At 36.3% G+C, this 22,677-nt stretch carries 16 protein-coding genes and 1 riboswitch; of the genes, 6 read left to right on the plus strand and 10 right to left on the minus strand.

All coding sequences use genetic code 11. From position 1 onward, the window contains the following. Positions 1-53: 53 nt before the first annotated feature. The 4 genes from ACFPM4_RS13085 to ACFPM4_RS13100 form a co-directional block, all read right to left on the minus strand. Entirely contained in the window at positions 54-1,901 is a 1,848-nt protein-coding gene (locus tag ACFPM4_RS13085; RefSeq protein ID WP_382352464.1) for an ABC transporter ATP-binding protein, read from the minus strand. Beyond that, positions 1,894-3,624 (minus strand): ABC transporter ATP-binding protein, encoded by a 1,731-nt coding sequence (locus ACFPM4_RS13090; protein WP_382352467.1) that lies wholly within the window; start codon positions 3,622-3,624, stop codon positions 1,894-1,896. The genes ACFPM4_RS13085 and ACFPM4_RS13090 overlap by 8 nt, the downstream gene beginning before the upstream one ends. A 40-nt stretch (positions 3,625-3,664) precedes the next feature. Then, on the minus strand, positions 3,665-4,105 hold the full coding sequence (locus ACFPM4_RS13095; RefSeq protein ID WP_382352470.1) for a MarR family winged helix-turn-helix transcriptional regulator: 441 nt from the start codon (positions 4,103-4,105) through the stop codon (positions 3,665-3,667). A 161-nt stretch (positions 4,106-4,266) separates the two neighbouring features. Continuing rightward, positions 4,267-4,551: a hypothetical protein gene (locus ACFPM4_RS13100; protein ID WP_382352473.1), complete on the minus strand. Its 285-nt coding sequence runs from the start codon at positions 4,549-4,551 to the stop codon at positions 4,267-4,269. A gap of 186 nt (positions 4,552-4,737) precedes the next feature. Between ACFPM4_RS13100 and ACFPM4_RS13105 the strand changes: the two genes are divergently transcribed. Further along, positions 4,738-5,664 carry an aldo/keto reductase gene (locus ACFPM4_RS13105; RefSeq protein WP_382352476.1) on the plus strand — a complete coding sequence of 309 codons (927 nt, stop codon included), beginning with the start codon at positions 4,738-4,740 and terminating at the stop codon, positions 5,662-5,664. A gap of 393 nt (positions 5,665-6,057) precedes the next feature. Here ACFPM4_RS13105 and ade read toward each other — a convergent pair whose 3' ends face one another. The 6 genes from ade to ACFPM4_RS13135 all read right to left on the minus strand — a co-directional run bounded on the left by ade (position 6,058) and on the right by ACFPM4_RS13135 (position 14,393). After that, the gene (ade, locus tag ACFPM4_RS13110; protein ID WP_382352479.1) at positions 6,058-7,842 is read right to left on the minus strand and encodes an adenine deaminase; all 1,785 of its coding nucleotides are present in this window, start codon (positions 7,840-7,842) and stop codon (positions 6,058-6,060) included. Positions 7,843-7,917: 75 nt separating this feature from the next. After that, entirely contained in the window at positions 7,918-9,213 is a 1,296-nt protein-coding gene (locus ACFPM4_RS13115) for an NCS2 family permease (protein ID WP_382352482.1), read from the minus strand. A 135-nt stretch (positions 9,214-9,348) separates the two neighbouring features. Further along, positions 9,349-9,450: riboswitch (purine riboswitch) on the minus strand. A gap of 110 nt (positions 9,451-9,560) precedes the next feature. Beyond that, complete coding sequence (locus ACFPM4_RS13120; RefSeq protein ID WP_382352485.1) at positions 9,561-11,282, minus strand: methyl-accepting chemotaxis protein; 1,722 nt, start codon at positions 11,280-11,282, stop codon at positions 9,561-9,563. Between the two features lie 141 nt (positions 11,283-11,423). Then, positions 11,424-11,561 (minus strand): FbpB family small basic protein, encoded by a 138-nt coding sequence (locus tag ACFPM4_RS13125; protein WP_144926445.1) that lies wholly within the window; start codon positions 11,559-11,561, stop codon positions 11,424-11,426. 357 nt (positions 11,562-11,918) lie between these two features. Then, positions 11,919-13,142: a hemolysin family protein gene (locus tag ACFPM4_RS13130; RefSeq protein WP_144926447.1), complete on the minus strand. Its 1,224-nt coding sequence runs from the start codon at positions 13,140-13,142 to the stop codon at positions 11,919-11,921. An 84-nt stretch (positions 13,143-13,226) separates the two neighbouring features. Further along, positions 13,227-14,393, minus strand: a complete 1,167-nt coding sequence (locus ACFPM4_RS13135; RefSeq protein WP_144926450.1) for a TraB/GumN family protein — start codon at positions 14,391-14,393, stop codon at positions 13,227-13,229. Positions 14,394-14,653: 260 nt separating this feature from the next. Between ACFPM4_RS13135 and ACFPM4_RS13140 the strand changes: the two genes are divergently transcribed. The 5 genes from ACFPM4_RS13140 to ACFPM4_RS13160 all read left to right on the plus strand — a co-directional run bounded on the left by ACFPM4_RS13140 (position 14,654) and on the right by ACFPM4_RS13160 (position 22,583). Beyond that, a complete protein-coding gene (locus ACFPM4_RS13140) occupies positions 14,654-15,070 on the plus strand; it encodes a hypothetical protein (protein WP_144926453.1) in 417 nt (138 codons plus the stop codon). Between the two features lie 101 nt (positions 15,071-15,171). Further along, a complete protein-coding gene (locus tag ACFPM4_RS13145) occupies positions 15,172-18,201 on the plus strand; it encodes a LysM peptidoglycan-binding domain-containing protein (RefSeq protein WP_382352492.1) in 3,030 nt (1,009 codons plus the stop codon). A gap of 385 nt (positions 18,202-18,586) precedes the next feature. Continuing rightward, positions 18,587-20,125, plus strand: a complete 1,539-nt coding sequence (locus tag ACFPM4_RS13150) for a zinc ribbon domain-containing protein (protein ID WP_382352495.1) — start codon at positions 18,587-18,589, stop codon at positions 20,123-20,125. Between the two features lie 207 nt (positions 20,126-20,332). Next, the gene (locus tag ACFPM4_RS13155) at positions 20,333-20,896 is read left to right on the plus strand and encodes a hypothetical protein (protein WP_382352498.1); all 564 of its coding nucleotides are present in this window, start codon (positions 20,333-20,335) and stop codon (positions 20,894-20,896) included. A gap of 28 nt (positions 20,897-20,924) precedes the next feature. After that, positions 20,925-22,583 (plus strand): L-type lectin-domain containing protein, encoded by a 1,659-nt coding sequence (locus ACFPM4_RS13160; RefSeq protein WP_382352501.1) that lies wholly within the window; start codon positions 20,925-20,927, stop codon positions 22,581-22,583. Positions 22,584-22,677 lie beyond the last annotated feature (94 nt).

The raw sequence follows: 22,677 nt of genomic DNA on the forward strand, positions 1-22,677 counted from the left end.
GCAGGCGTTTCATATTATTTAATCTCACTTTCTGTTATAAGATTTTCATCCTACTACATGGCAGCTTGTGCGGACATAGCATTTGTTTGCAATTCGTAATAGAAGCCTTTTTGTTTCATTAGCTCCTCGTGATTTCCACGTTCTAAAATACCGCCATCTTTGATGACGAGAATTTGATCGGCTTCACGAATCGTACTAAGACGGTGTGCAATAACAAAGCTAGTACGTCCCTTCATAAGCGTTTTCATTGCAGCCTGAATTTGACTCTCTGTGCGCGTATCGATACTACTTGTTGCTTCATCCAGAATTAATATATCTGGATCTGCTAGTATCGCCCGAGCAATCGTAATTAACTGGCGCTGTCCATGACTTAAATTACCACCATCAGCTGTTAGTTCTGATAAATAGCCATTTGGTAGTTTTCGGATAAAACTATCCGCATTTGCCATCTTAGCAGCTTCCACTACCTCTTCATCTGTCGCATCTAAGCGACCATACCGTATATTTTCCATAATAGATCCACTAAACAGGAAAGCATCTTGGAGAACTATTCCAATACGACGTCGTACGCTATTTCGATCAAACATTTTTATATCTGTACCATCTATCATTATACTACCATTTTCAATATCGTAAAACCTTGTTAACAAGTTAATAATGGTTGTTTTTCCTGCTCCGGTAGGGCCGACTAATGCAATGTTTTGTCCTTTTTCAGCAATAAAAGAAACATTTTTTAATACTTTTCCATCTGCTGCATTATAAGAAAAATCAACTTGTTCAAAAGCAATCGAATGTTTTATCGCTGGAAGAGGTGGTAGTTTACTATGTTCAATATCTTCTTCTACTTCATCCATTACTTCAAATATCCGCTCTGCACCAGCAATCGCTGATTGAAGTAAATTGAATTGAGTAGCTAGCTCATTTATCGGTCGACTAAACTGCTTGGAATAGTTAAGAAATGCGACTACCACACCAACTGTTACGACATCCCCCTGTATAGCTAACCAACCACCGATGGCCGCGATAAGTGCAAAGCTTAAATTATTGATAAAGTTCATGGATGGTCCCATAACACCTGTAAAGATCTGTGCCTTTTTCGCCACATCTCTAAGTGCCCGGTTTTTTTCCTGAAATTGCTCCACTACCTTACCTTCCCTGCGGTACACTTTAATTACTTTTTGACCAGACACTGTCTCCTCAATAAAACCATTCAGTGCTCCGAGCTCTTTTTGCTGGCGACTAAAAAAATTTCTTGTGAAAGAGGCAACGTTTTTCGTAAACAAAATGACTATCGGAATAATGATCATGCTAACCAGTGTAAGCCACACATTCATTGCTAACATGAAAATAACGACCCCTACTAATGTCAGAATACTATTAATGAATTGGGCAGCACTTTGATTCAGTGTATTAGAAACAGTATCCATATCATTCGTTGTTCTACTCATCAACTCACCATGAGTCGTTTTATCAAAAAATGGAATAGGGAGCTTTTGTAGCTTGTCAAATAGGTCACTACGCATATCACGAACTGTATGTTGAGACACGGTTGCCATGATGTGCATTTGCAACCAAGAAAATATAGAGCTACAAATATAGACAGAAAGTAATACGAAACAAAGCGTTACTAGTCCATCATAATCACGCGGGATAATATATTCATCGATAGATTTCCCAATCAAATATGGGCCAACTAACATTAACAAAGAGCTAATCGCAGTAAAGAGTGTAACAGAGATTAACCCTATTTTCTGCTTTCGTAAGTATCCCCATAGACGTTTTAACGTTTCTTTCGTATTTTTCGGCTTTACCACTGGCCCAGTTGGAACTCGTCTACCTGGTCCACGCTGGAAAACTGGAGGATTATTATCTGCAGGTTTTCCACTTCTTTCATTAGCCATTGATTACTTCCTCCTTCCTTTGCTGTGATTGATAGATTTCCTGATATATTGAACTTGAAGCAAGCAATTGCTCATGTTTCCCTTGAGCAACAATCTCCCCGTCTTCTAGCACAATAATAAAATCTGCATCGACAACAGAAGAAATACGTTGCGCAATAATGATACAAGTGCTGTTACTCCAGTCTGTTTTTAATGCTTGTTGAATGGCGGCTTCTGTCTTCACATCCACTGCACTCGTACTATCGTCCAAAATTAATATTTTTGGTCTTAATAGTAATGCCCTCGCAATCGCAATTCTTTGCTTTTGACCACCAGATAGATTCACACCACGTTGGCCAAGAACCGTTTCGTATCCATTCGGCATTTTACGAATAAATTCATGTGCTTGGGCAGCAACTGCAGCTGCTTCTACTTCTTCCTGTGTTGCATCTGGTTTTCCAAAACTAATATTTTCATAGATGGTTCCACTAAATAAAATCGTTTGCTGTAAGACTAAACCTATATGTTTCCGCAAATCCTCAAAGGGCAGTTCCAGCACATTTTTACCATCAAGCATAACAACGCCTTCTGTTGGAGCATATAATCCAGGAATAAGGTGAACAAGCGATGATTTTCCAGCTCCTGCTGCACCTAAAATGGCAACTGTTTTCCCCGGCTTTGCTTCAAAATTAATCGATTTTAACACGTTTGCTTGGCTATTCTCATATGCAAAAGATACATTACGAAATTCAACATGTCCTTCGACATGATGTAATCTTTGTGCCCCATTATTATTCTCTTCTGGCTTGATGGCAAGAACTTCATTTACACGGTCTGCAGATGCTCTGGCACGTGAAACAGCCATTAGGAGATTACTAGCCATCAATACTGAAAACAATACTTGAGTTACATAATTAATAAAGGCAACAAGGTCGCCGACTGGCAAATCCCCCGCCCATGCTTGTCCAGCACCAAACCAAAGGACAGCTACAATCGTAACATTCATAATTAGCATCATGATGGGCATATTGAGCGCCATTATTCGAAATGACTTCACAGCAAAATCTGTATAGTCTGTATTACGCTTCCCAAATTTCTCTCTTTCGAAATCTGCTCGAACAAAAGCTTTAACTAAACGAATTCCACGTAAATTCTCTTGAAGCACATTATTTACAGCATCTAACTTTGCTTGCACTTTCGAAAATAGTGGAAATGCAAAGCGAATTAAACAATAAATTGCAATGAATAATAGTGGAATGGAAACCGTTAATATTAATGCCAGTTTTGGACTTATAACAATTACCATTACAATACTCCCAATAATTAACATAGGAGTACGCACAAATATTTTTAATAACATTTCAATAAAATGCTGTAGCTGGGTCACATCATTTGTTAACCTTGTTACAAGCTGACCACCTGAAAAGCGATCTATCTGTTTAAAGGCAAAGCTTTGCACACGCTTGAATAAGTCATCCCGTAAATCAGCTGCAAAATAAACAGATGCATAACTTGCAAAAATGGTACATCCGACTCCACCTAGTAAACCAATAAAAGCGATAAGCAGCATCTTGAGTCCGGTTGATTGTACTAAAGCTAGATTTCCCTTCATGACGCCATCATCGATAATCGATGCCATAAGTTGTGGCTGCATTAAATCCATACAAACCTCAATCACCATTAACAACGGTGCTAATATAACAAATAACCAATGTGGTTTTAAATATCGAAATAGTTTTATCAAACAATTCCCCTCCTGTGACAGAATTCCCTTCTATGTATGATTATTTATCCATGGTATCTGCTAGATTTGCTTTTACTTTTTCTAACAAGTGAACTAGCTGCTCTTGCTCATCTACACTTAATTGTGTAAAAGGGGCCGAGAGAAATTCCATCTTTTTTATAGAGATGTCCTTGATTCCTCTCATTCCCTCATCACTCAATACAACCTCTTTTATACGTCCATCACCTGTATTGGATTGGCGTTGTACAAGCCCAGAAAGTTCAAGCCTATCAATCATTTGCGACATTGAACTGGAGCGAACTTCGAGCTTTTCGGCTAATTCACCAATGGTGTGTGGTCTTTTAGACAAGATACGCAAGATAAACCATTGGCTTTTTGTTATATCATTAGAAGCGACGTTATTACGTCCATTGCGCTTCATCATTCTTCCAACATATTGAATACTTTCCATGAATCTTTCTAAATAGTGGTTTTCCTCCACAAATTATCACTCCTTCGAAAAAATATTATATAGGTATCCTAACTATCTAACAAGCGCTTTCAATTAATCTATAAAAAAATGCTGCTCCACGACGAATGAAATAGTATCGTCTCAGAAGCAGCACAAAAAAAATAAATAAAAATAAGAATAAATAATTGCTATTACGCTACAATTTTTCTCTGCATTAACAAGGCTTGATCATTGTCAGAAGCTGGTTCATAGCCTTTTTCTATAAAACTAATAATTGTTTTCTTATTAGTTGTCCAGCATTGTACAAGGCCCCAGATGCCAATAGTAATAGGATTTAAGAAAATCCACTTTAACACTTCTCCCCATTGACCGCGGAAGATTGCTACCCAGCCACCAAAGAAAAATGTAGTCCATGAGAAGCCTACTTTTAATTCTTTGACAACGCCAACCTTGTTTTTTAATTTAACCTTTGCCAAATTACACCCTTCTTTCTTTCTAGTAAAATAGTACAAATTCAGTATATCAAATTACCTAGAGATTTGTACTAGAAATATCTACATTTCATGGATAATAAAAAATCTTCAGTAAATGATTATTAATAATTGCCTTCATATGTAAATATAGGTAATCTATATATATAAAATTCTAGGAGGCTATTACACGTGAAATACTTTCCAATTAAGGGTACTAATTTAAATGTTTCCAATATTGTTATGGGTAATATGCGTTTAACACAGCTTTCTCTATCTGAAGTAGAACACTTGATTAGAACATCAATGGATGAGGGAATAAATTTCTTTGACCACGCAGATATTTATGGTGGTGGTAAGTGTGAAGAATTATTTGCAGATGCAATTCAAATGAATTCTAGCATTCGCGAAAAAATGATCTTGCAAAGCAAGTGTGGCATTAACACAAAAGATAATATGTATGATTTTTCAAAAGAGCATATTCTAAAGTCAGTAGATGGCATTTTAAAAAGATTAAAAACGGATTATTTAGACATCCTACTTCTCCATCGCCCAGATCCTTTAATGGAACCAGAAGAAATTGCAGAAGCATTTGATGAGTTACATAACAGTGGGAAAGTACACTATTTCGGTGTATCTAACTTCAATCCTATGCAAATTGAGTTATTACAGAAGTATATTTCTCATAAACTAGTTGTGAACCAATTGCAACTTAGTGTCACTCATACACCAATGATTGACTCGGGAGTAGCGATTAATATGCACCATGATCAATCTATTAATCGAGATAGTAGTATTCTAGAATATTGCCGACTACACGATATTACGGTTCAAGCTTGGTCTCCATTCCAAAATGGCTTCTTCCAAGGTCCATTCCTTGGTGATTTAGAGAAATTCCCTAAATTAAATGAACTAATAGACCAGCTTGCTGAAAAATATGAAGTAACAAACACAGCTATTGCAACAGCTTGGATTACACGTCACCCAGCAAACATTCAAGTTGTACTAGGAACAACAAAAGCACAGCGTATTCAAGATGCATGTGCTGGATCTGACATTCCTTTAACAAGAAAAGAATGGTATGACATTTATAAAGCTGCTGGGAATATTATTCCTTAATTTATAGTAGTGAGGGGTCTCCTGGACCATTTGAAATTAATTGTCTAGGAGATTCTTTTTTTTATGGAAAAATGAGGTGGGAATAGTTGAAAAGTAGTACTAATGTTAAAGTGCGATTTAATAATCTATTAGACATTTCATACGAAGATACCTTCTCAATTGTCCATTAGTGCCTTTCTATTAGACATTTTGAATGAAGAACTTTACTCAAATGTCCATTACATCCTCTCTATTAGACATTTCAAACGGAGAACCTTACTCAATTGTCCATTAGAACCTCCCTATTAGACATATTCAAATGGAATCTAAGCCATAATGTCGATTAGAATTAGTAAAACAGGTCAAAACCAACGAAATTAAAAAGATGCCCCATATTATGAGGCACCTTCTTCATTAATTAATCTCTGTTTCTATCAATTTAAATTCCGTAACATCTGCAAGTCCACGGTTGGTAATTCTAATTTCCGGGATTACTGGTAAAGCGATTAATGAGAACGTCATGAATGGAGCATTTAAAGGAGAACCAATTTCTTTCCATGCTGCTTCCATTCCTTGAACTTGTTCTACCACCACTTCTAATGGTTGATCAGACATAAGCCCAGCTATTGGCATTGCGACTTTTGCTAATACTTCTCCATCACAAACAACAATCATTCCGCCACCAATCTTGGCTAGTTCATTAGCTGCAAATGCCATATCCTCTGTATTTGTTCCCATCACAAGTAAGTTATGGCTATCATGAGCAACAGTTGAGGCAACTGCACCTTTTTTCAATTGGAATCCATGAGCGAACCCAAGAGAAATTTGACCTGAACCACGGTGACGTTCGATACACGCTAGTTGGATGATATCTTTATCAAGATCTGGTTGAATAACTCCATCTATAACATTAAGTGTAGCAGTCATTTTTTCAGTACGTGCACTGTTTTCAATGATTTTAATTAAATTTACATCTGTAGCAGTTTTTGCACTTTTACTTTTCAACAGGAAATCTTCTGCAGTTAATTCGGACTTCAAGTTAATTGAATTTCTAATATGTTCTGGATACATAAAAGTAGGGAATTCTTTTACCAATCCACCATTTGCAAATACAACTTCCCCATCTGTAATAACTGTTGCAGGCTCAACATTAGAAAGGTCATCCATTAATAAAATATCTGCGCATTTACCTGGTGCGATTGCTCCAAGATCTTGTTCCAATTTATAATAACGTGCTACATTAATCGTCGCCATTTGAATTGCAGTAACTGGATGAACCCCTTCTTCAATCGCACGACGTACAACGTGGTTTAAGTGACCTTTTTCAATCAATGTTTGTGGGTACACATCGTCTGTTACTAGACTAATATTATCTGTATTAACTTTGTCTTCTGTGACAACTTTAATAACTTCCTTTACATCATGCCATGCGGAGCCTTCACGAATCATCAAATGCATTCCTAGACGTACTTTTTGTAAACCTTGCTCGCGCGTTACAGTTTCATGGTCAGAGTTTGCTCCTGATGCTAAGTATGCTTGAAGCATGTGATCATCATCAGCAGGGAAATGACCTGTCACTGCCTTATTTGCTTTAAGTGTTTCTGCAATTTCCCCTGTCATGATCTCATCGCCAAAAACTACGCCTGGGAAGTTCATTACTTCTCCTAACCCAGCAACATTTTCCCACTGTAAACCAGCTTTAATATCGTCTACACCTAATGAGGCACCTGCATCCTCTAAGTCTGTTGTTGCAGGAACACAGGAAGGGAAAGTAGTGAACACTTTTAAAGGCAGTTGTTGGCCTTCTTCGTGCATTAAACGCACTCCGTCAACACCAAAAACATTGGCAATTTCATGGGGATCCATAAAAATACCTGTTGTTCCTTTCGCAATTGCTGCCTTCGCAAATTCGGTAACGGATAGCATCGTACTTTCTACGTGCATATGCCCATCTAAAAAACCAGGGACAATATATTTTTTCTGAGCATCAATTACTTTTGTTTGCTCCCCAATTGTATGATCAGCATTTCCAACATACGCAATTCTACCTTCCGTTACAGCCACATCTATATTTTCGAGTAATTCACCAGAATACACATTTACTAATGTTCCATTTTTCACAACTAAGTCAGCCTTCTCCACTCCTCGAGCCACTTTGGAAAGCTGTCCACTTACTTCATATAGTTTTTTTCTAGCCATAAACCAATTTCCTCCTAATATAGAAATGGGGAATGACACTTTTATACAAAGTGCATTCCCACAGAATGAGTTAGATTAATGTCCCCAGCCTAAGTACCAAACAAAGACGAAGAACAGAATATACATGATTGGATGAACTTCTTTGAACTTCCCTTTAAACACCATGAATAATGGATAGAAGATGAAGCCAAGCGCGATACCTGCGGAAATGCTATATCCAAGAGGCATCATAATAACTGTCATAAATGCTGGTATTGCATACTCAAATTCGTTCCATTTAATTTCTGCTAGAGACGAAGCCATCAATACGCCTACAATAATTAATGCTGGTGCAGTTACTGCAGATGTGACTACAACTAGTAAAGGTGAGAAGAATAATGCTAAAACGAAAAGTCCTGCTGTAACGACAGAAGTAAATCCTGTTTTACCTCCTGCAGAAACACCTGCAGTTGATTCCACATATGATGTTGTCGTTGAAGTACCTAACGTTGCTCCGACCATTGTTGCTACAGAATCTGCAGACAGTGCTCTTCCGATTCTTGGAAGCTTTCCATCTTTTAATAGTCCTGCTTTTTTCGTTACTGCAACTAAAGTTCCTGCTGTATCAAAAAAGTCAATAAATAAAAGCGTGAAGATAACAATGAGCATATCTTTTGTGAAAAGTTCATCTAAATGTCCTGCAAACTGTCCAAAAGTAGGCTCCAGACTTGGAATTCCTTGCACAATACCATCAGGTAGTGGAACTTGCTTAAAGATAATTCCTACGATTGCTGTAACAACCATTCCGTAGAAAATACCGCCTTTGAAGCCTTTAATCATAAAGAACGCTGTAACTACTAATCCAAAGATAGCTAGTAATGTTTCAGGATCTCTTAAATTCCCAAGTTGCACTAGTGTGTCTGGATTATCAGCTACGATTCCAGCACTTTGTAAACCAAGAAACGCAATAAATAGCCCAATACCTGCTGCAACCGCAAGCTTTAATTGCTCCGGAATCGCATTAATAATTGTTTCACGGATTTTTGTTAATGTAAGAATAAAGAATATTAAACCTGAAACAAATGTACCAGCTAATGCTGTTTGCCAAGGTACACCATAGCCAATAACTACTGTGAAGGCAAAGAAAGCGTTAATTCCCATACCAGGTGCTAGAGCAACCGGATATTTTGCCCAAAGTCCCATAATTAGGGTACCAATAGCTGCCGCTAAACCTGTTGCAACAAAGACAGCTTCTTGATTCATTCCCGCGGCGCTTAATAATGAAGGGTTAACAAACAAGATATATGCCATCGCTAGGAATGTAGTTAAACCAGCAACTGACTCTTGGCGATAACTTGTGCCTAACTCCTTAAATTTAAAATACTCTTTCATCCCTTTTTTCCTCCTAATGAATCAAATGTGATGCAAAAAAACCTGGATAGCGCTCTATCCAGGTTCTGATCTACATTCAAAAACGAGAGAAAATGACGGTAATAGGAATAATAAAAATGCACAAACAATTGTCATTCGCAAACGCTCATGAAATGTAGTCAGGTATTTTACGGTTACCCGGTAGAAACGCTCAAGCCATATTCTCAAGCATATACATTCAATGAACTTATTTAGTTATTAATCTATGATTCATTTATAGCATAAAAGACCTATACCAGTCAACCAAAAATACGAATAATATTATTTATTTTTTAACGAACGTTCGTAAATTACCCTCTTCACAGTCATTATATGCGGAATTTACTTGATAATTCCTGAAGATCATCTGAAATAACATGTAAGTTATTCGAAATTTCCTGATTTTGCTTTACTAATAGCAATTGATTTTCAGATAAGGCGGCTATTTCCTCAGTACTTGCCAAAGTTTCTTGGGAAATACTAGTGAAATTTTCAGCTAGTTGCTCCATTTCAGGAACTAATTGCATTAATTCCTTTAATTCTAGTTTCATATCTTGTAATTTTTGAATTGTATCCATAATCTTTACTAATAGAAATTGAAAAGCATCATTAGAGTTGCTAGTGACATCAATATGCGAGTTCATTTTTGCTGACATTTGGTTTGCTTCTTCCGAAATTTTCTCACTAATCATTGTCATTCGAGTGATAGGAACCTTTATTTCCTCTGTTGCACTTGATGTTTGATCTGCTAATTTTTTCACTTCAGCTGCGACAACAGCAAAACCTTTCCCTGCTTCTCCGGCACGTGCCGCTTCAATCGTAGCATTTAGCGCTAGTAATTTTGTCTGCTCGGAAATATTTTGGATTAACTTCACGACTCCTTCTATCTCACGAGATTGGTCTTTCATTTCTACAATAATAGAGTTAATGTTCATGAATTCGTTACGTAGTTCATGCATGGAATCCATCATGTCATCAAGATGAGCCTTACCAGTCTGTGCTTGTTCATTCATATGCTCAGCACTCTCATCTAACACGTTAATCTGATTAGCAACTTGATTGATATTATTCTTGATCACTTGAAATTGATTCATGCTATGGTCCGAACTAGAAGCAGTTTGCTCCGCCCCTTCATTTACGATATTAATTACATGGAAGAGTTGGTTTGTGTTATCTCTTACAATATTAGAAGATTCACTTAACATGGTACTAGTACTTGATAATTGAGTTGTTGTAGATTGTACTTCAACAATTAAGTTTTTCATATAATCCATCATTTGATTAAAGCTTTTCGTCAATGAAATAATTTCTGGCATTGTCGATTTTAAAGGTACCTTCAGACTTAAATCGCCTTCGCGCACCTTTCGCATACTTGCACTTAGTGATGCTAACGGTTTTGTAAGCTTCTTGATAGCAAATAGTATTACTAAAAAGGATATTATGATACTAGTCGCTAAGATAATAAGAATAAATCCTCGTAATCCTTCTATTCCTTGTAAATAATCTGCAGTAGGAATAGCAATTACAACGACACTTCTAATTTCCTGCAAGAATTGAAATGCTAGTACATATTCTACCCCATTTACCTCTTGATACATCTTTCCTTGCTTTTGTTCTAAAATTTTTGCTATTACATCATTATTCAAACTCACTTTTGAAGATCTACTGACCGTAAATGGCTCCATATCTCCATCTTCATTGATATGGAAAAAATCTGCATTTAAACCATCCTGTATCATTTCTACAGATTGTGCACGGATTCCATATTCGAACTGTTTATTAAATTGCTCTATATTATTTATGTAAGAGAGCTTCAAATATTCTGCCCTTTCCTTTGTTACCCTGATTTCTCTCTCAATTCTATTTTCATTCGTTTCAATTAACATTTCCTTTGCTTGGTTATAACTAACAAGCCCGATTGTTCCTGATGAGATTATTAGAATACTAAGAACTAAAATCAATAATCTCGTACTTAATGAAAATCGTTGTAAAAAAGTGGAGTTTTCTATTTTTGTCTCTGATTTTTCTATGAAATTCCGAAAAAAACTCATCATTCTTATCCCCCTTTTTTATCAGGTCATAAGAACTATTATGAAGATGCAATGTAAAGATTCTGTAAATGTTCGGCTAAGATTTTATATTATTTTTTAAACAAAAAAATAGGACACCATTGGATGGCGCCCTATGTTCACTTAAGACTCACTTCTTTGTGATTCATATATTTTCTCTTCTACTCGTTTATCGATTTTCTCTAGTTGTTCCTTATCCTTCAGAAGATCTTCTTTGTTGATCTTGATTAACTCTGACAAAGAAACCTTACCTTTTCTCATAAACTACTCTCCTTTAAGAGAAATATTTATTTGTCTATTTCAACAATATATTAAATTTGAATATTAGTCAATTTTCAAACTTCAAACGTTTCAATTAGAAAAGTGGAAGGCCCCTGCCTATCGGCGACAAGTAAATATTTTCCCCAATGTAAGGCCACCCCTATCCCGCCCTTTATACGACTGACACCGTTCGAATATTACGAACGGTGTCAGCATCTATTTGAAAGAAAAAGGGGGGATGATAGCGACGCGCTATCGAATGTGTCTTCCTTTATTATTATAGGAGGCAATTATTAACAAAGTATGAACAAATAGAAAAAGACTATTAACAATCTGTTAATAGCCTGCTCCACTAATCTACTTTACTACTTGGACTTGTTTTATTGTTCTACCATCAATACTTAATATTTTAAACGACAGGTTTTCTTTTTCTAATACTTCTCCTTCTTCTGGGAAGTATTTAAACTCTTGTAATAAATAACTCGATAGAACATCTTCGTCTTCTGGAATATCAACTTCAAACAGAGTATTAAGTTGATGTAACGGGATTTTTCCGTTACAAATTATTTCCGTTTCTGATATCTTTTCCACTAATAATTCATCTTCTATATCCATTTCATCTTCAATTTCAAGTCCAATCATAGCCTCTATAATATCTTCATGGGTTAGAATACCTTCTGTTCCACCATACTCGTCTAACACAATTGCAATATGTTTTTTCTCTTGCGTCATTTTACGAAACACCCATTCAATGGAATGAAATTCATAAATGACGAGAGGATCCATATCACTATATGCCTTTAGTGACTTCTCCGGTTCAATTGACCATGTTAACAAGTACTTAGAGTGAAAAACACCAATAATATGATCAATATCCTCATCATAGACAGGATATCTCGTGAACGGATTTTGGATCGCAATATCTCTCACTTCTTCAAAAGTAGCTGTTTTCGGAAGTGCAACAATATCTACACGCGGGGTTTTCAATACATCTTTTACATTTAAATTGTAAAAATCGAGAACACCCTTAATTCGATGGGACTCTTCCTGTTTGAAAATCCCCTCGGTACCAGCAATATCAACCATTGCCCTTAAATCCTCTTTAGAGATAGAGACTTTTTCTTCCTTATCCTTTTTTGCTAGTAAATTAATGACAATGTTAGTAAAAGCATTAAGCATGAGTGTTATCGGTTTAAAGATTAAAACAATCCCCCGAATAACTGGAAATACAATAAATGCTATCTTATCTGGAAATGTAGCTGCTATCGATTTGGGCAATACTTCTGAGAATACGATGATTGTTACCGTCAGAATAGCTGATGCTAGTGCAACATTAATGCCATAATCAATTGCAACCATTGTAACAAGTGTAGGTAAAGCAATGTTCGCTATATTATTCCCTATTAATATTGCAGTAATAAATTCGCTCGGTTTTGATACTAAGGCTAATAATTTCTCTGCCTTCTTATCATTATTGTTCGCTTTCGTTTGTAGTCTCATTTTATTCGTAGCAGTTAATGCTGTTTCACTACCTGAAAAGAAAAAAGAGACAAATAATAAAACGATGATCGCAATGATCACTTGCAGGATCCTCCTTATTCATACCTTCAAACAGAAAACAGGTATAATGCTGGATTCCTATTTTCTCTCACTTACTAATATTCATTATAAATTTTCGAAAAATAAACGAACTACATCGGCACCACCGATAAAAATTCCTAAAGTAGTTCCAAGATTAGATAAAACAATAATTAGTAAAATTCTTGTAACTTTATTATTCCAAAACCCTTTTAAACTAAAAACATCCTCAGAAAGGTTTTCAAAATCGGCTACACTCGGTCTCCGTATATAAGCCTGTACAAACCCTGAAAACCAACCTGCTGCAATTAATGGATGTATCGCCCCAATAGGCGCAGCAACAAATGCAGTAAGAATCGTTAACGGGTGGCCAAATGCAATTGCCGCTCCTAAAGCTGAAAAGGTGCCTGTCCACACTACTAAGCTAATCGTTTGCTGAATACCAGCAGCAGGATTAGCAATAAATGTATAGGCAATTAACCCAACAATTAATAGCGGTATGATCCATGCCAATACTTTCGGGGCTTTTGATTTTGGTGGTAATTCGGTAAGCCTTTTTAAATCGTGTTCCTTATGTATCTCTTTCGTAATACCGGGTACATGTGCCGCTCCAAGAACTGCTACAATCTTCTTCCCTGGTGCATCTTTAATCTTTTGTGCTAAGTACTGATCACGTTCATCTATTAGAGGTTCTTTTAATCTCGGGAAATTCTCTGTAAAGTCATTTAGTACAGCATTAAGAGTATCTTGTGATTTCATTTTCTCCAGTTCTTCTTCTGAAATACTTTCATTGTTGAAAATACTGTAAAAGACGGATAGAAGCAGTTGAGCTTTCCCCCATAACCCGATATTGCTCCAAATACGTGAAAAAGTAACTTGTATATTTCTATCGGCAAGTACTAAGTTTGCCCCTGTTTCCTTTGCCGATTCAATTCCTTGAATCATTTCTTGACCTGCTTTAATTTCAAATTGCTTTGCCATTCTTTTTTGAAAGGATGAAATTGCAAGATTCATTAAAAGCAAGGTAGCCTTCTTCTCTTTAATAACTTTAAAAATATCCATGTCTTTCCATTTGTTTTCATCCATAATCGATTGATATCTTTGTTCATCTAATTCAATACAAACAGAGTCCGGTTGCTCCCGCTCAATTACTTCCTTCACCTGTTCTGCGCTATGTCTTGATACATGTGCAGTTCCAATCAATATAATTTCTTTATCTTCTAAATGAATTCTCGTTATATTTTCCTCAGTCATAAGCTACCGTCCTTTTAATTTGCCGATACTAACAAAATCTTTGTTTTTATTATACTGTATATGATTTATTTTTCCTAAGCATTGCATTTTTAAATAACGATAAGATTACACTTTATATGATTATTCTACATATTACCCCTTATAACCTGCTTAAATCGTGTATAAGAAAAGTTAGCAGATGCTTTTTTCAGAAACTTGAAGAAATTATGTAGTATAATGGTCCTGGTGTTTTACATATAAAGAAAACTGGGGGAAGCATCATGAAAAAGGTTTATTTAGTCGTTTTATCCGTTTTTATCTTACTTATTTTAGGAGCTTGTGACAGTATTACTTCTAGTAGTACAGACAAAATTATTTTTGGGACTGGTACATTTGAAGAGGGAATCACAAATGAAAAAAGTACCTTCTCACAAGATGAGGACATTCTGTTAGAAACATACTTAGATGAACCATTTGGTGTACGGAATATTCAATATACACTTTTACAAGAAGATGGTAATGGCGGTGAAGTATTATACGATGATTGGGAAGATAGCGTTGATCCTACTTGGGATTCACTAGTGTCCGAATTTCACCTCATTGAATACGACGGTACATTTGAACCTGGAAACTATATATTGCGGATGTATAAAAATGATTCTGAATTGATTTCAGAAGGTACATTTTCAATTGAATAATATACAAAAAGAGCAGGGGTACGGTTCCCCTGCTCTTTTTGTATGATATATCTTGTTATTGGAACAATAAACGTTAAAACGATTGTTCAGAGGTGGAAATCATGACTGCAATTCAACGTTACGAACTCCAACAAATTGGAGATGAATATACTCTTATTGTTTATGTCGATCCAGGATCTGAAGAATTTTCTAATGAGTTTGGAGAAATTACTCCAAAATCAGAAGAAAAGTTTAAACAAAGAATATTAAATTTTGCTAAGCAGCGCTTTCCACATGTAAAAGTTACAACTATTAATGTCATGGCAGGTACCATTTTATTAACATCTTTATATTTAGGTACAAGTGGCTCTGCTATGGCTAGTAGCCCTACCCAGCCAGACCAACCACAGGCTGTCTACACAGTAAAAAGTGGCGATAGTCTTTCAAAAATTGCTAAGCAATATAATATTAGTGTTGAATCGTTAAAGGAAATCAACGACTTAACTTCTAACACTATTTATGTTGGTCAGGAAATAGAACTTCCTTTTCTTACATATAAGGTGGAAAGAGGAGATACTTTATATCGAATTGCTGATAAATTTGGTACATCTGTAACGGAGATTAAAACATTAAATAACTTAAAATCAAATTTGTTAAAAATTGGTCAACAATTAAAAATTCCTGTTAGTACAACAACTGAAACTACCAATAACGAGACACCAGTGACTCCACAGCCACAACCGGAAGTAACTACACCGTCTACAATAGAGCAAAAGGATATTGTGTATACGGTTGTCCGTGGAGATACGTTATATGGTATTGCCAAGAAGTTTAATACTAGTGCGGCACAAATTAAAGAACTAAGTAATCTATCATCTAACACTATTTTTGTCGGTCAAAAATTGATCGTTGGAAAAGAACAAGTACAAGTACCAACCCCGACGCCGGTACCAAAACCAGCACCGACACCTGCGCCTATTGTAGAACCTGAAGTCACAAAGCCTGTAGAAGAAGCTTCAACATCGTATATTGTAATTCCAGGAGATTCTCTTTCTGTTATTGCGAAGAAATTTAATACGACAGTAGATACCATTAAAACGTTAAACAATCTAAAATCTGATACCATTTTCGTTGGACAAAAGTTAATCGTACAGCAACAGCCAGTTACACCAGCACCACCACCTGAACCAGAGGTGATGCCACCAAATGTAGAGGAACAAAGACCAACATCCTACATTGTAGTTGCTGGTGATTCGTTATCTGTTATAGCGAAGAAGTTTAATACAACCGTGGAAGAAATAAAAGCATTGAATAATTTAACTTCGAATACGATTTTCGTTGGTCAAAAGTTAGTATTACAGGAACCTGTAGTAGAACAAGTACCAACTCCTGAACCGGAAGTTACTATCCCAACCGAGCAGCAACAAGCTACTCCTGAAACATATACGGTTGTGGCTGGTGATTCGTTATATATTATTGCAAACAAATTCAAGACAACCATTCAAGATCTCAAAACGGCGAATAATTTAACGTCAGATGCCATTTTCATTGGCCAACAATTAATCATTCCTTCCATAAACAATGTTCAGCCAGAACAAGAGGAGCCTGTAACAGAACCGGAAGCACCAATTAGTAACGAAGACATACTTACTCCTAATCCAGAGGAACAAGAAACTCCAAATTTCAATGAGGAGATTAGTAATCCAGTTACAGAGGAACCATTGCCACCTGTTGGAAACGAGGATGTAAATAATCCTCCTCTAGAGGAAGAAATAGTGGAAGAAGAAGCACCTATCATAGTCGAAGAAAATGATTCAGTGTATACGGTGATTGCAGGTGATACGTTATCAGGTATTGCCAAAAAATATCATACGACGGTTACAGCTATTAAAAGCGCGAATAATTTAACGTCAGATACGATAAGTGTTGGACAAACATTACAATTACCTGTGAATGCCAGTACGAATGTTAGCTTAGGGTATATGTACTTTGGTAGTGTAAATAACTTTACGAATCAAGTATTAAATACAGGTAATTCTTTTAACACTGTTTCGCCAAGTTATTTTGACGTTAATCCGGATGGTACTCTTAAATTAACATATATGGTAGACCCTACGTTTGTGGAAAATATGCATAATCAAGGAATTCGAGTTGTCCCATTTTTAAGTAATCACTGGGACCGAGAAGTAGGACGTGCAATGTTAGCAAACCGCGAACAGGCAGCAAGGCAAATAGCCGATGCGATTGCAAGGTATGATCTTGATGGTGTAAATGTCGATTTAGAAAATATCACCGATGCCGATCGCGAAGCTTTTACTGATTTTATCCGTATTTTAAGGGAACTACTTCCCTCTTCCAAAGAAGTTTCTGTTGCTGTTGCAGCTAATCCGAATAATTGGCAGGTTGGCTGGCATGGGGCTTATGATTATAATCAGCTTGCGAAGTATGCAGATTACTTAATGATGATGACATATGATGAAAGCTACCAAGGCTCCGATCCTGGCCCAGTCGCAAGTCTTCCTTGGGTGGAAAGGTCCATACAATATGCATTATCCCAAGGAGTGCCACGTGATAAAGTCGTAATTGGCTTAGCGCATTATGGACGCTATTGGTTAGAAGGTAGTTCAACTGGCGGCTATGGTATTTCAAACTCTCAAATTAACGAGATGTTACAAAAATACGAGAACACCGTCACCTTTGACGAGCGTAGCCAAAGTGCGAAAGCAACAATTACCATTAAAGCAACGGATCCTAAGATGTACATTTTAGGAAAGGCTTTACCCGCTGGTACCTATACCGTTTGGTTTGAAAATGAGCAATCCTACAAAGCGAAAGTGGACCTCCTCCATAAATATGGGATACATGGCATAGGACACTGGAGCATCGGCCAAGAAAATCGAGAAATCTGGAGTTCCTATCCAACCTGGTTTGCTCAACGGGATGCAGCAATTGTAGTATCCGCAAACCCTGAAGAGCCACCTAAAGTGGAGAATCCTGTAACAGAAACAGCTGTTACCTATACCGTTGCACCTGGGGACACGCTATACCGTATTGCACTCGCAAATAATATATCCGTGGATAGCTTAAAAGCCGCTAATCAATTAACAACAAACACAATTTATGTCGGGCAAGTGTTAAAAATACCTACATGAGTATGAAAGAGGTGGATTTCCATCTCTTTCTTTAATTTGCCATTACATATGTACATCTGTACATCGACTCTCTTTTGTCAGAATGACCTTTTAATGTTAGCTCATGCGTCCTTATTAGCTACTTAGGCTTTCCTTTTGTACGTTGATGCATCGCTTTTCAATGCTCACAGCCCCTTTTTGTACGCTGGGTCTCTTCTTTCGTTAGTTGGACAAGCTATTATTTTCTGACTCTTCTCTTAATCTATTATGCTCACATTGTTAAAAAATTGATTACCATTACTTATTACCTAACAAAAATATAGTAAAATAGTTTTCTTTTCTTTATAATGATATAGGTATTAATTATTTTTTATTTATTATAAAAATTCTAGGGGGTTTGTTTTTCATGAAGTTTTGTCAAGAATGTGGGAAGGAACTAGCAGCGGATGCAGTCTTTTGTAATGAGTGCGGTACGCCTGTTGGGGAAGCCAAGAGTACGCCGGCAGCACAACCTACTCAACGCACCCAACAAGCAACACCTGCAGCTCCAAAGAAGCCGATGTCGAAGCAAACGAAAATATTGCTCATTTCTATCGCAGCTGCAATTATCGTATTATTTGGGGTTCATAAAATAGTAGAATCGATGATGTCGAAAGATCGACTAATCACCAAGTTTGAAGATGCACTACATGACAAAGATGCGAAAGCAGTTGCTGGTTATTTATCTTCAGATGATAAAAAGTTAAAAATTGACGAAAAGTCCATTGCAGGTTTAATGGAGTATTTTGACGAAAATCCTGATCAGATTAAAAACGTCATTACTAATTTGAAAAGTCAATCTAAAACTATTGATAACTTAAAAGAGGATAAAAAAGATTATCGTGGTTATGGACTAGTTAGATTAGCACACGACGGAAAATTTTTATTCTATGATAAATACGAATTAAAAATCGAATCTGTTTATCTTACGGTTGAAACAAATTACAAAGATACTGTTATATATGTAGATAATAACGAAGTTGGTAAAGCAGATGAGCCATATTTCGAAGGTACATTTGGACCATTTGTACCTGGCTATCACACAGTTAAAGGAACTCTAAAAACGGACTTCATTGATTTATCAAATGAAGAGAAGATTTTTATGGAAAGTGACGATGGAAAAGTATTCTCAAGCATTTATCTTGATGCAGAAGAGATTACAGTAAATCTTCCAGATGTAGAGAATATTACTTCCACAAAATTATTTATTAACGGAAAAGATGTTGGTATCAATTTAAATGAAAACTCTACTTTTGGTCCTATTTTAACTGACGGCTCCATGACAATGTATGTAGAAGCTGAATTACCGTGGGGAACAGTAAAAACAGAAGAAGTAGCGATTGATGACGACTACATGAATGTAGAATTAATGAACGAAGGTTTAAAAACAACACTTATGGAAACTGTTCATCAATATAATGAAGAATATGCAATTGCATACACAGCTATTGATGAAAGTAAGTTAACAACTGCTACACAAGAAATGAAAGATAAAATCATCGAAGATGCAACTAGTGAAAAAGATTATGGAAGAGCAACAAAAATTCAGTATGTAAGTACAACCTTTGATCTGGATTCATTTGATGTTTATTATGAAGATGGTAGATGGGAAGCTGATTTGTATGCTCAAACAAAGGTTAATGATGCTTATTACTATGTTTCTTATGACGAAGTACCAGAATTAAGCGAAGATATCTCTAGAAATTACATCACACTTGTATATGATGAAAGTGCAAGTAAATGGCTAGTAAACTCTGTTGGATTTACTTGGGGCTTCGATGACTCCAACGTGAAAGAATATACTGTTGAAGAGCCAAAAACATACGAGTCCACATGGGTAAATGAAACAAAAGATGAAGAAACCCAAGAGGATAATACAGAAAATACCGAAGAAGAAGCAGCTTAATTAGCTGTTCAAGAAACAAGATCCTCGGACAAAAATTATTCGGACAGAGAAAAATCCAAACTATCCATTGAAATTCTATTGTGAATTTCTTAGTAGTTTGGTTTTTTCTATTCATTAAGCTATTAATATAAAATTTTTGTAATGCTAAACAACACTTTATAAAACACAACAAAATGCATTTATATTCATCATTAAGGAGGCCAAACGGTGTCTAAGAAATTGCTACTTATCCTAATTTTGGGGGTATTTTTAATTTCTGGTTGTTCAGAGACTACCAAAAACTCTCAGACAAATAAACAAGAGGAAAATATTCAAGATTCAAATGAACATGAGAAAAACATTCAAGATCCAATAGATGATGAGGAATTTGAAAAAGTGGATCCAATACAAATTGAAAAAGATATCCGTGAAGTCATCACCACAAATTTAGAGTATGCTAATCAAGAAAACATCGAAGGTTATTTAAGTACCATCCACTTAATTGATAAGGACGTCGATAACCTTAAAAAGGAATTTGAGTCTGTATTTTTATCCTTTGACTTAAAGCACACACTTAATAGGGACATTGAAATGATTTTCATCTCAGAAGATGGAACTAAGGCGGAAGTCCTCGTACAACAAAAGAGCGTTTCGAGTAATGGAGATTCTGATTATCAAGACAATAACTCGACCCTGATCCAAACTCTATTACTGGACAATGGAAAATGGAAGATTTACGAAACGGAAGTTCAATCCGTGGAATACCTTGGAAATTTAACAACTGCATCGTGAGCGGTTTTTACAAGATGGAGGTACTTATATGAAAAAGATATCAGTGATATTACTCGCACTATGTTTATTCTTGTCTAGTCCCAGCCAAACCTTTGGTTATGTAGGTATAGGAGGCTTACTTGGTGGCCAAATAAGCCAGAAAGCTACTGAAGTAAAGGTCAATAATTTGGCTTGGACTCCTGAAGGGGATGTAGGCAGTCATATTAATTCTTCTACTGGGAACTTAGACGGTGTGGTTCTAACTCCTAAACTCCCATGGAAATGGGGCCGCGTATGGTCCGAAATTGAGATCAAACCCCCTTTTAAGGTTCATTTTACCTATAGAGCCGGAGAAGGCACCGGGGCGGACGGCCTTACATTTCTTTTTTTAGCAGATCGATATTCTTCCTCTACAGCTCATGGGGAGGGTCTTGGGTTTGATGGAATTAACGGGTATGCCATTGAATTTGATAGCTATTATAATTCTCACGACCCAAGCGAAAAACATGTTGCGTTAATTAAAAATACGACAAAAGAACATATCGTATCCTATGATACAAACAAAGTTGATGATAATCAGGAACACAATGTGGAAGTTCATGTTGATCTATTCAGTGTAAAGGTATATCTGGATGGAGAATTAATTATAAATCACAATGAAAAATTAGAAGAAGTGGGTTACCATATAGGCTTTACAGCATCAACGGGAGCGTCCACGAATATTCATTTAGTACGTCAGGTAGCGGTTAGTGGCAATGCGCTCCATTCTGAAAATGCCGAATTAATCAGAGAGTATAAATCCCAATTTGAATACAACATTCCTTTAATCGAAAGTAAGGTAATAAATATAAAAGCAGGATATGATACGTTAGATGAAAATCAAAAAGAAGTCGTAGATGAACTTGCTCAACTTATTAATAGTATTAAAGACTCGGCATTAAAGAAAAGGAAAACTAATACAGATAATCCTAATATACAAACTATCTATGATTTGCAATGGTTATATTCATGGGGTGATGGCATCAAAAACGTCACCAAAGAGATGAAAGATTCCGCCGATATAAAAGCTTCTGCAGGGAAATTTTTCGATCTTCCAACTAATACTGCCGAGGCATTTTCTCAAAAGTTGGTGGCGATTGAATTCAAACCGATTTTTTATGGAATTTATCAAGATGAAGAAATAGCCGAAAAACTTGCTAATGATTATGCCGCGATATGGACGATGGACCCTTATCAGTCAGTGTTGGCCTATGGAGCGTTTCAACAAAGTCTCATGGATGCAAGTTTTGGACAAATCGAGAAAGTCATGAATCAAACCGCTAGTTATGGAAATGCCATGGCAGTTAGCAAGAGTGATAGCGCCGGTAGAATGCTAGTGAATCTTGACAAATACGCTTCGAATCACGTGACGTACCTGGCCAGAGCCGAGTTTAAAAATGTAGAAAGGAATATAGAAAATACAGAAAAAACCGTTAAAAAGTATCAAAAAGAGGTAGAAGAATTTAACGAAGAAATGGCAGAAAAGAATCATACTGAGCAACAATCTAAAAAAATTGATGTTGATAAAAGTGTTGATTCTAATCACAAACCGTCCAAGAATCCAGCTGACGAACCGTCCGATCAACAGGATAATATAATCGATAGATATAAGAATTATCTAGAAAACATTGAAGAATTTAATGATAAAGTCTGGGACTATAAGGGTTAATACAAGTAAATCCAGTATTTTTTAAAGTGCATTAAAATAGTTTGGCGGAATTGGATATTTCGCAAATATTCTATTTCTATTTCAACTGCCCGGC

Origin of the sequence: Lederbergia graminis (assembly GCF_042655485.1) — a bacterium.
GTDB classification, from domain to species: domain Bacteria; phylum Bacillota; class Bacilli; order Bacillales; family Bacillaceae_C; genus Lederbergia; species Lederbergia graminis.

What these genes read in the sequence shown, in the direction of transcription:
- ACFPM4_RS13140 (WP_144926453.1), top strand. Translation starts at nt 14,654, where the DNA reads ATGAAAAAGGTTTATTTAGTCGTTTTATCCGTTTTTATCTTACTTATT.
- ACFPM4_RS13150 (WP_382352495.1), top strand. Translation starts at nt 18,587, where the DNA reads ATGAAGTTTTGTCAAGAATGTGGGAAGGAACTAGCAGCGGATGCAGTC.
- ACFPM4_RS13135 (WP_144926450.1), bottom strand. Translation starts at nt 14,393, where the DNA reads ATGACTGAGGAAAATATAACGAGAATTCATTTAGAAGATAAAGAAATT.
- ACFPM4_RS13085 (WP_382352464.1), bottom strand. Translation starts at nt 1,901, where the DNA reads ATGGCTAATGAAAGAAGTGGAAAACCTGCAGATAATAATCCTCCAGTT.
- ACFPM4_RS13160 (WP_382352501.1), top strand. Translation starts at nt 20,925, where the DNA reads ATGAAAAAGATATCAGTGATATTACTCGCACTATGTTTATTCTTGTCT.
- ACFPM4_RS13125 (WP_144926445.1), bottom strand. Translation starts at nt 11,561, where the DNA reads ATGAGAAAAGGTAAGGTTTCTTTGTCAGAGTTAATCAAGATCAACAAA.
- ACFPM4_RS13115 (WP_382352482.1), bottom strand. Translation starts at nt 9,213, where the DNA reads ATGAAAGAGTATTTTAAATTTAAGGAGTTAGGCACAAGTTATCGCCAA.
- ACFPM4_RS13120 (WP_382352485.1), bottom strand. Translation starts at nt 11,282, where the DNA reads ATGAGTTTTTTTCGGAATTTCATAGAAAAATCAGAGACAAAAATAGAA.
- ade (WP_382352479.1), bottom strand. Translation starts at nt 7,842, where the DNA reads ATGGCTAGAAAAAAACTATATGAAGTAAGTGGACAGCTTTCCAAAGTG.
- ACFPM4_RS13145 (WP_382352492.1), top strand. Translation starts at nt 15,172, where the DNA reads ATGACTGCAATTCAACGTTACGAACTCCAACAAATTGGAGATGAATAT.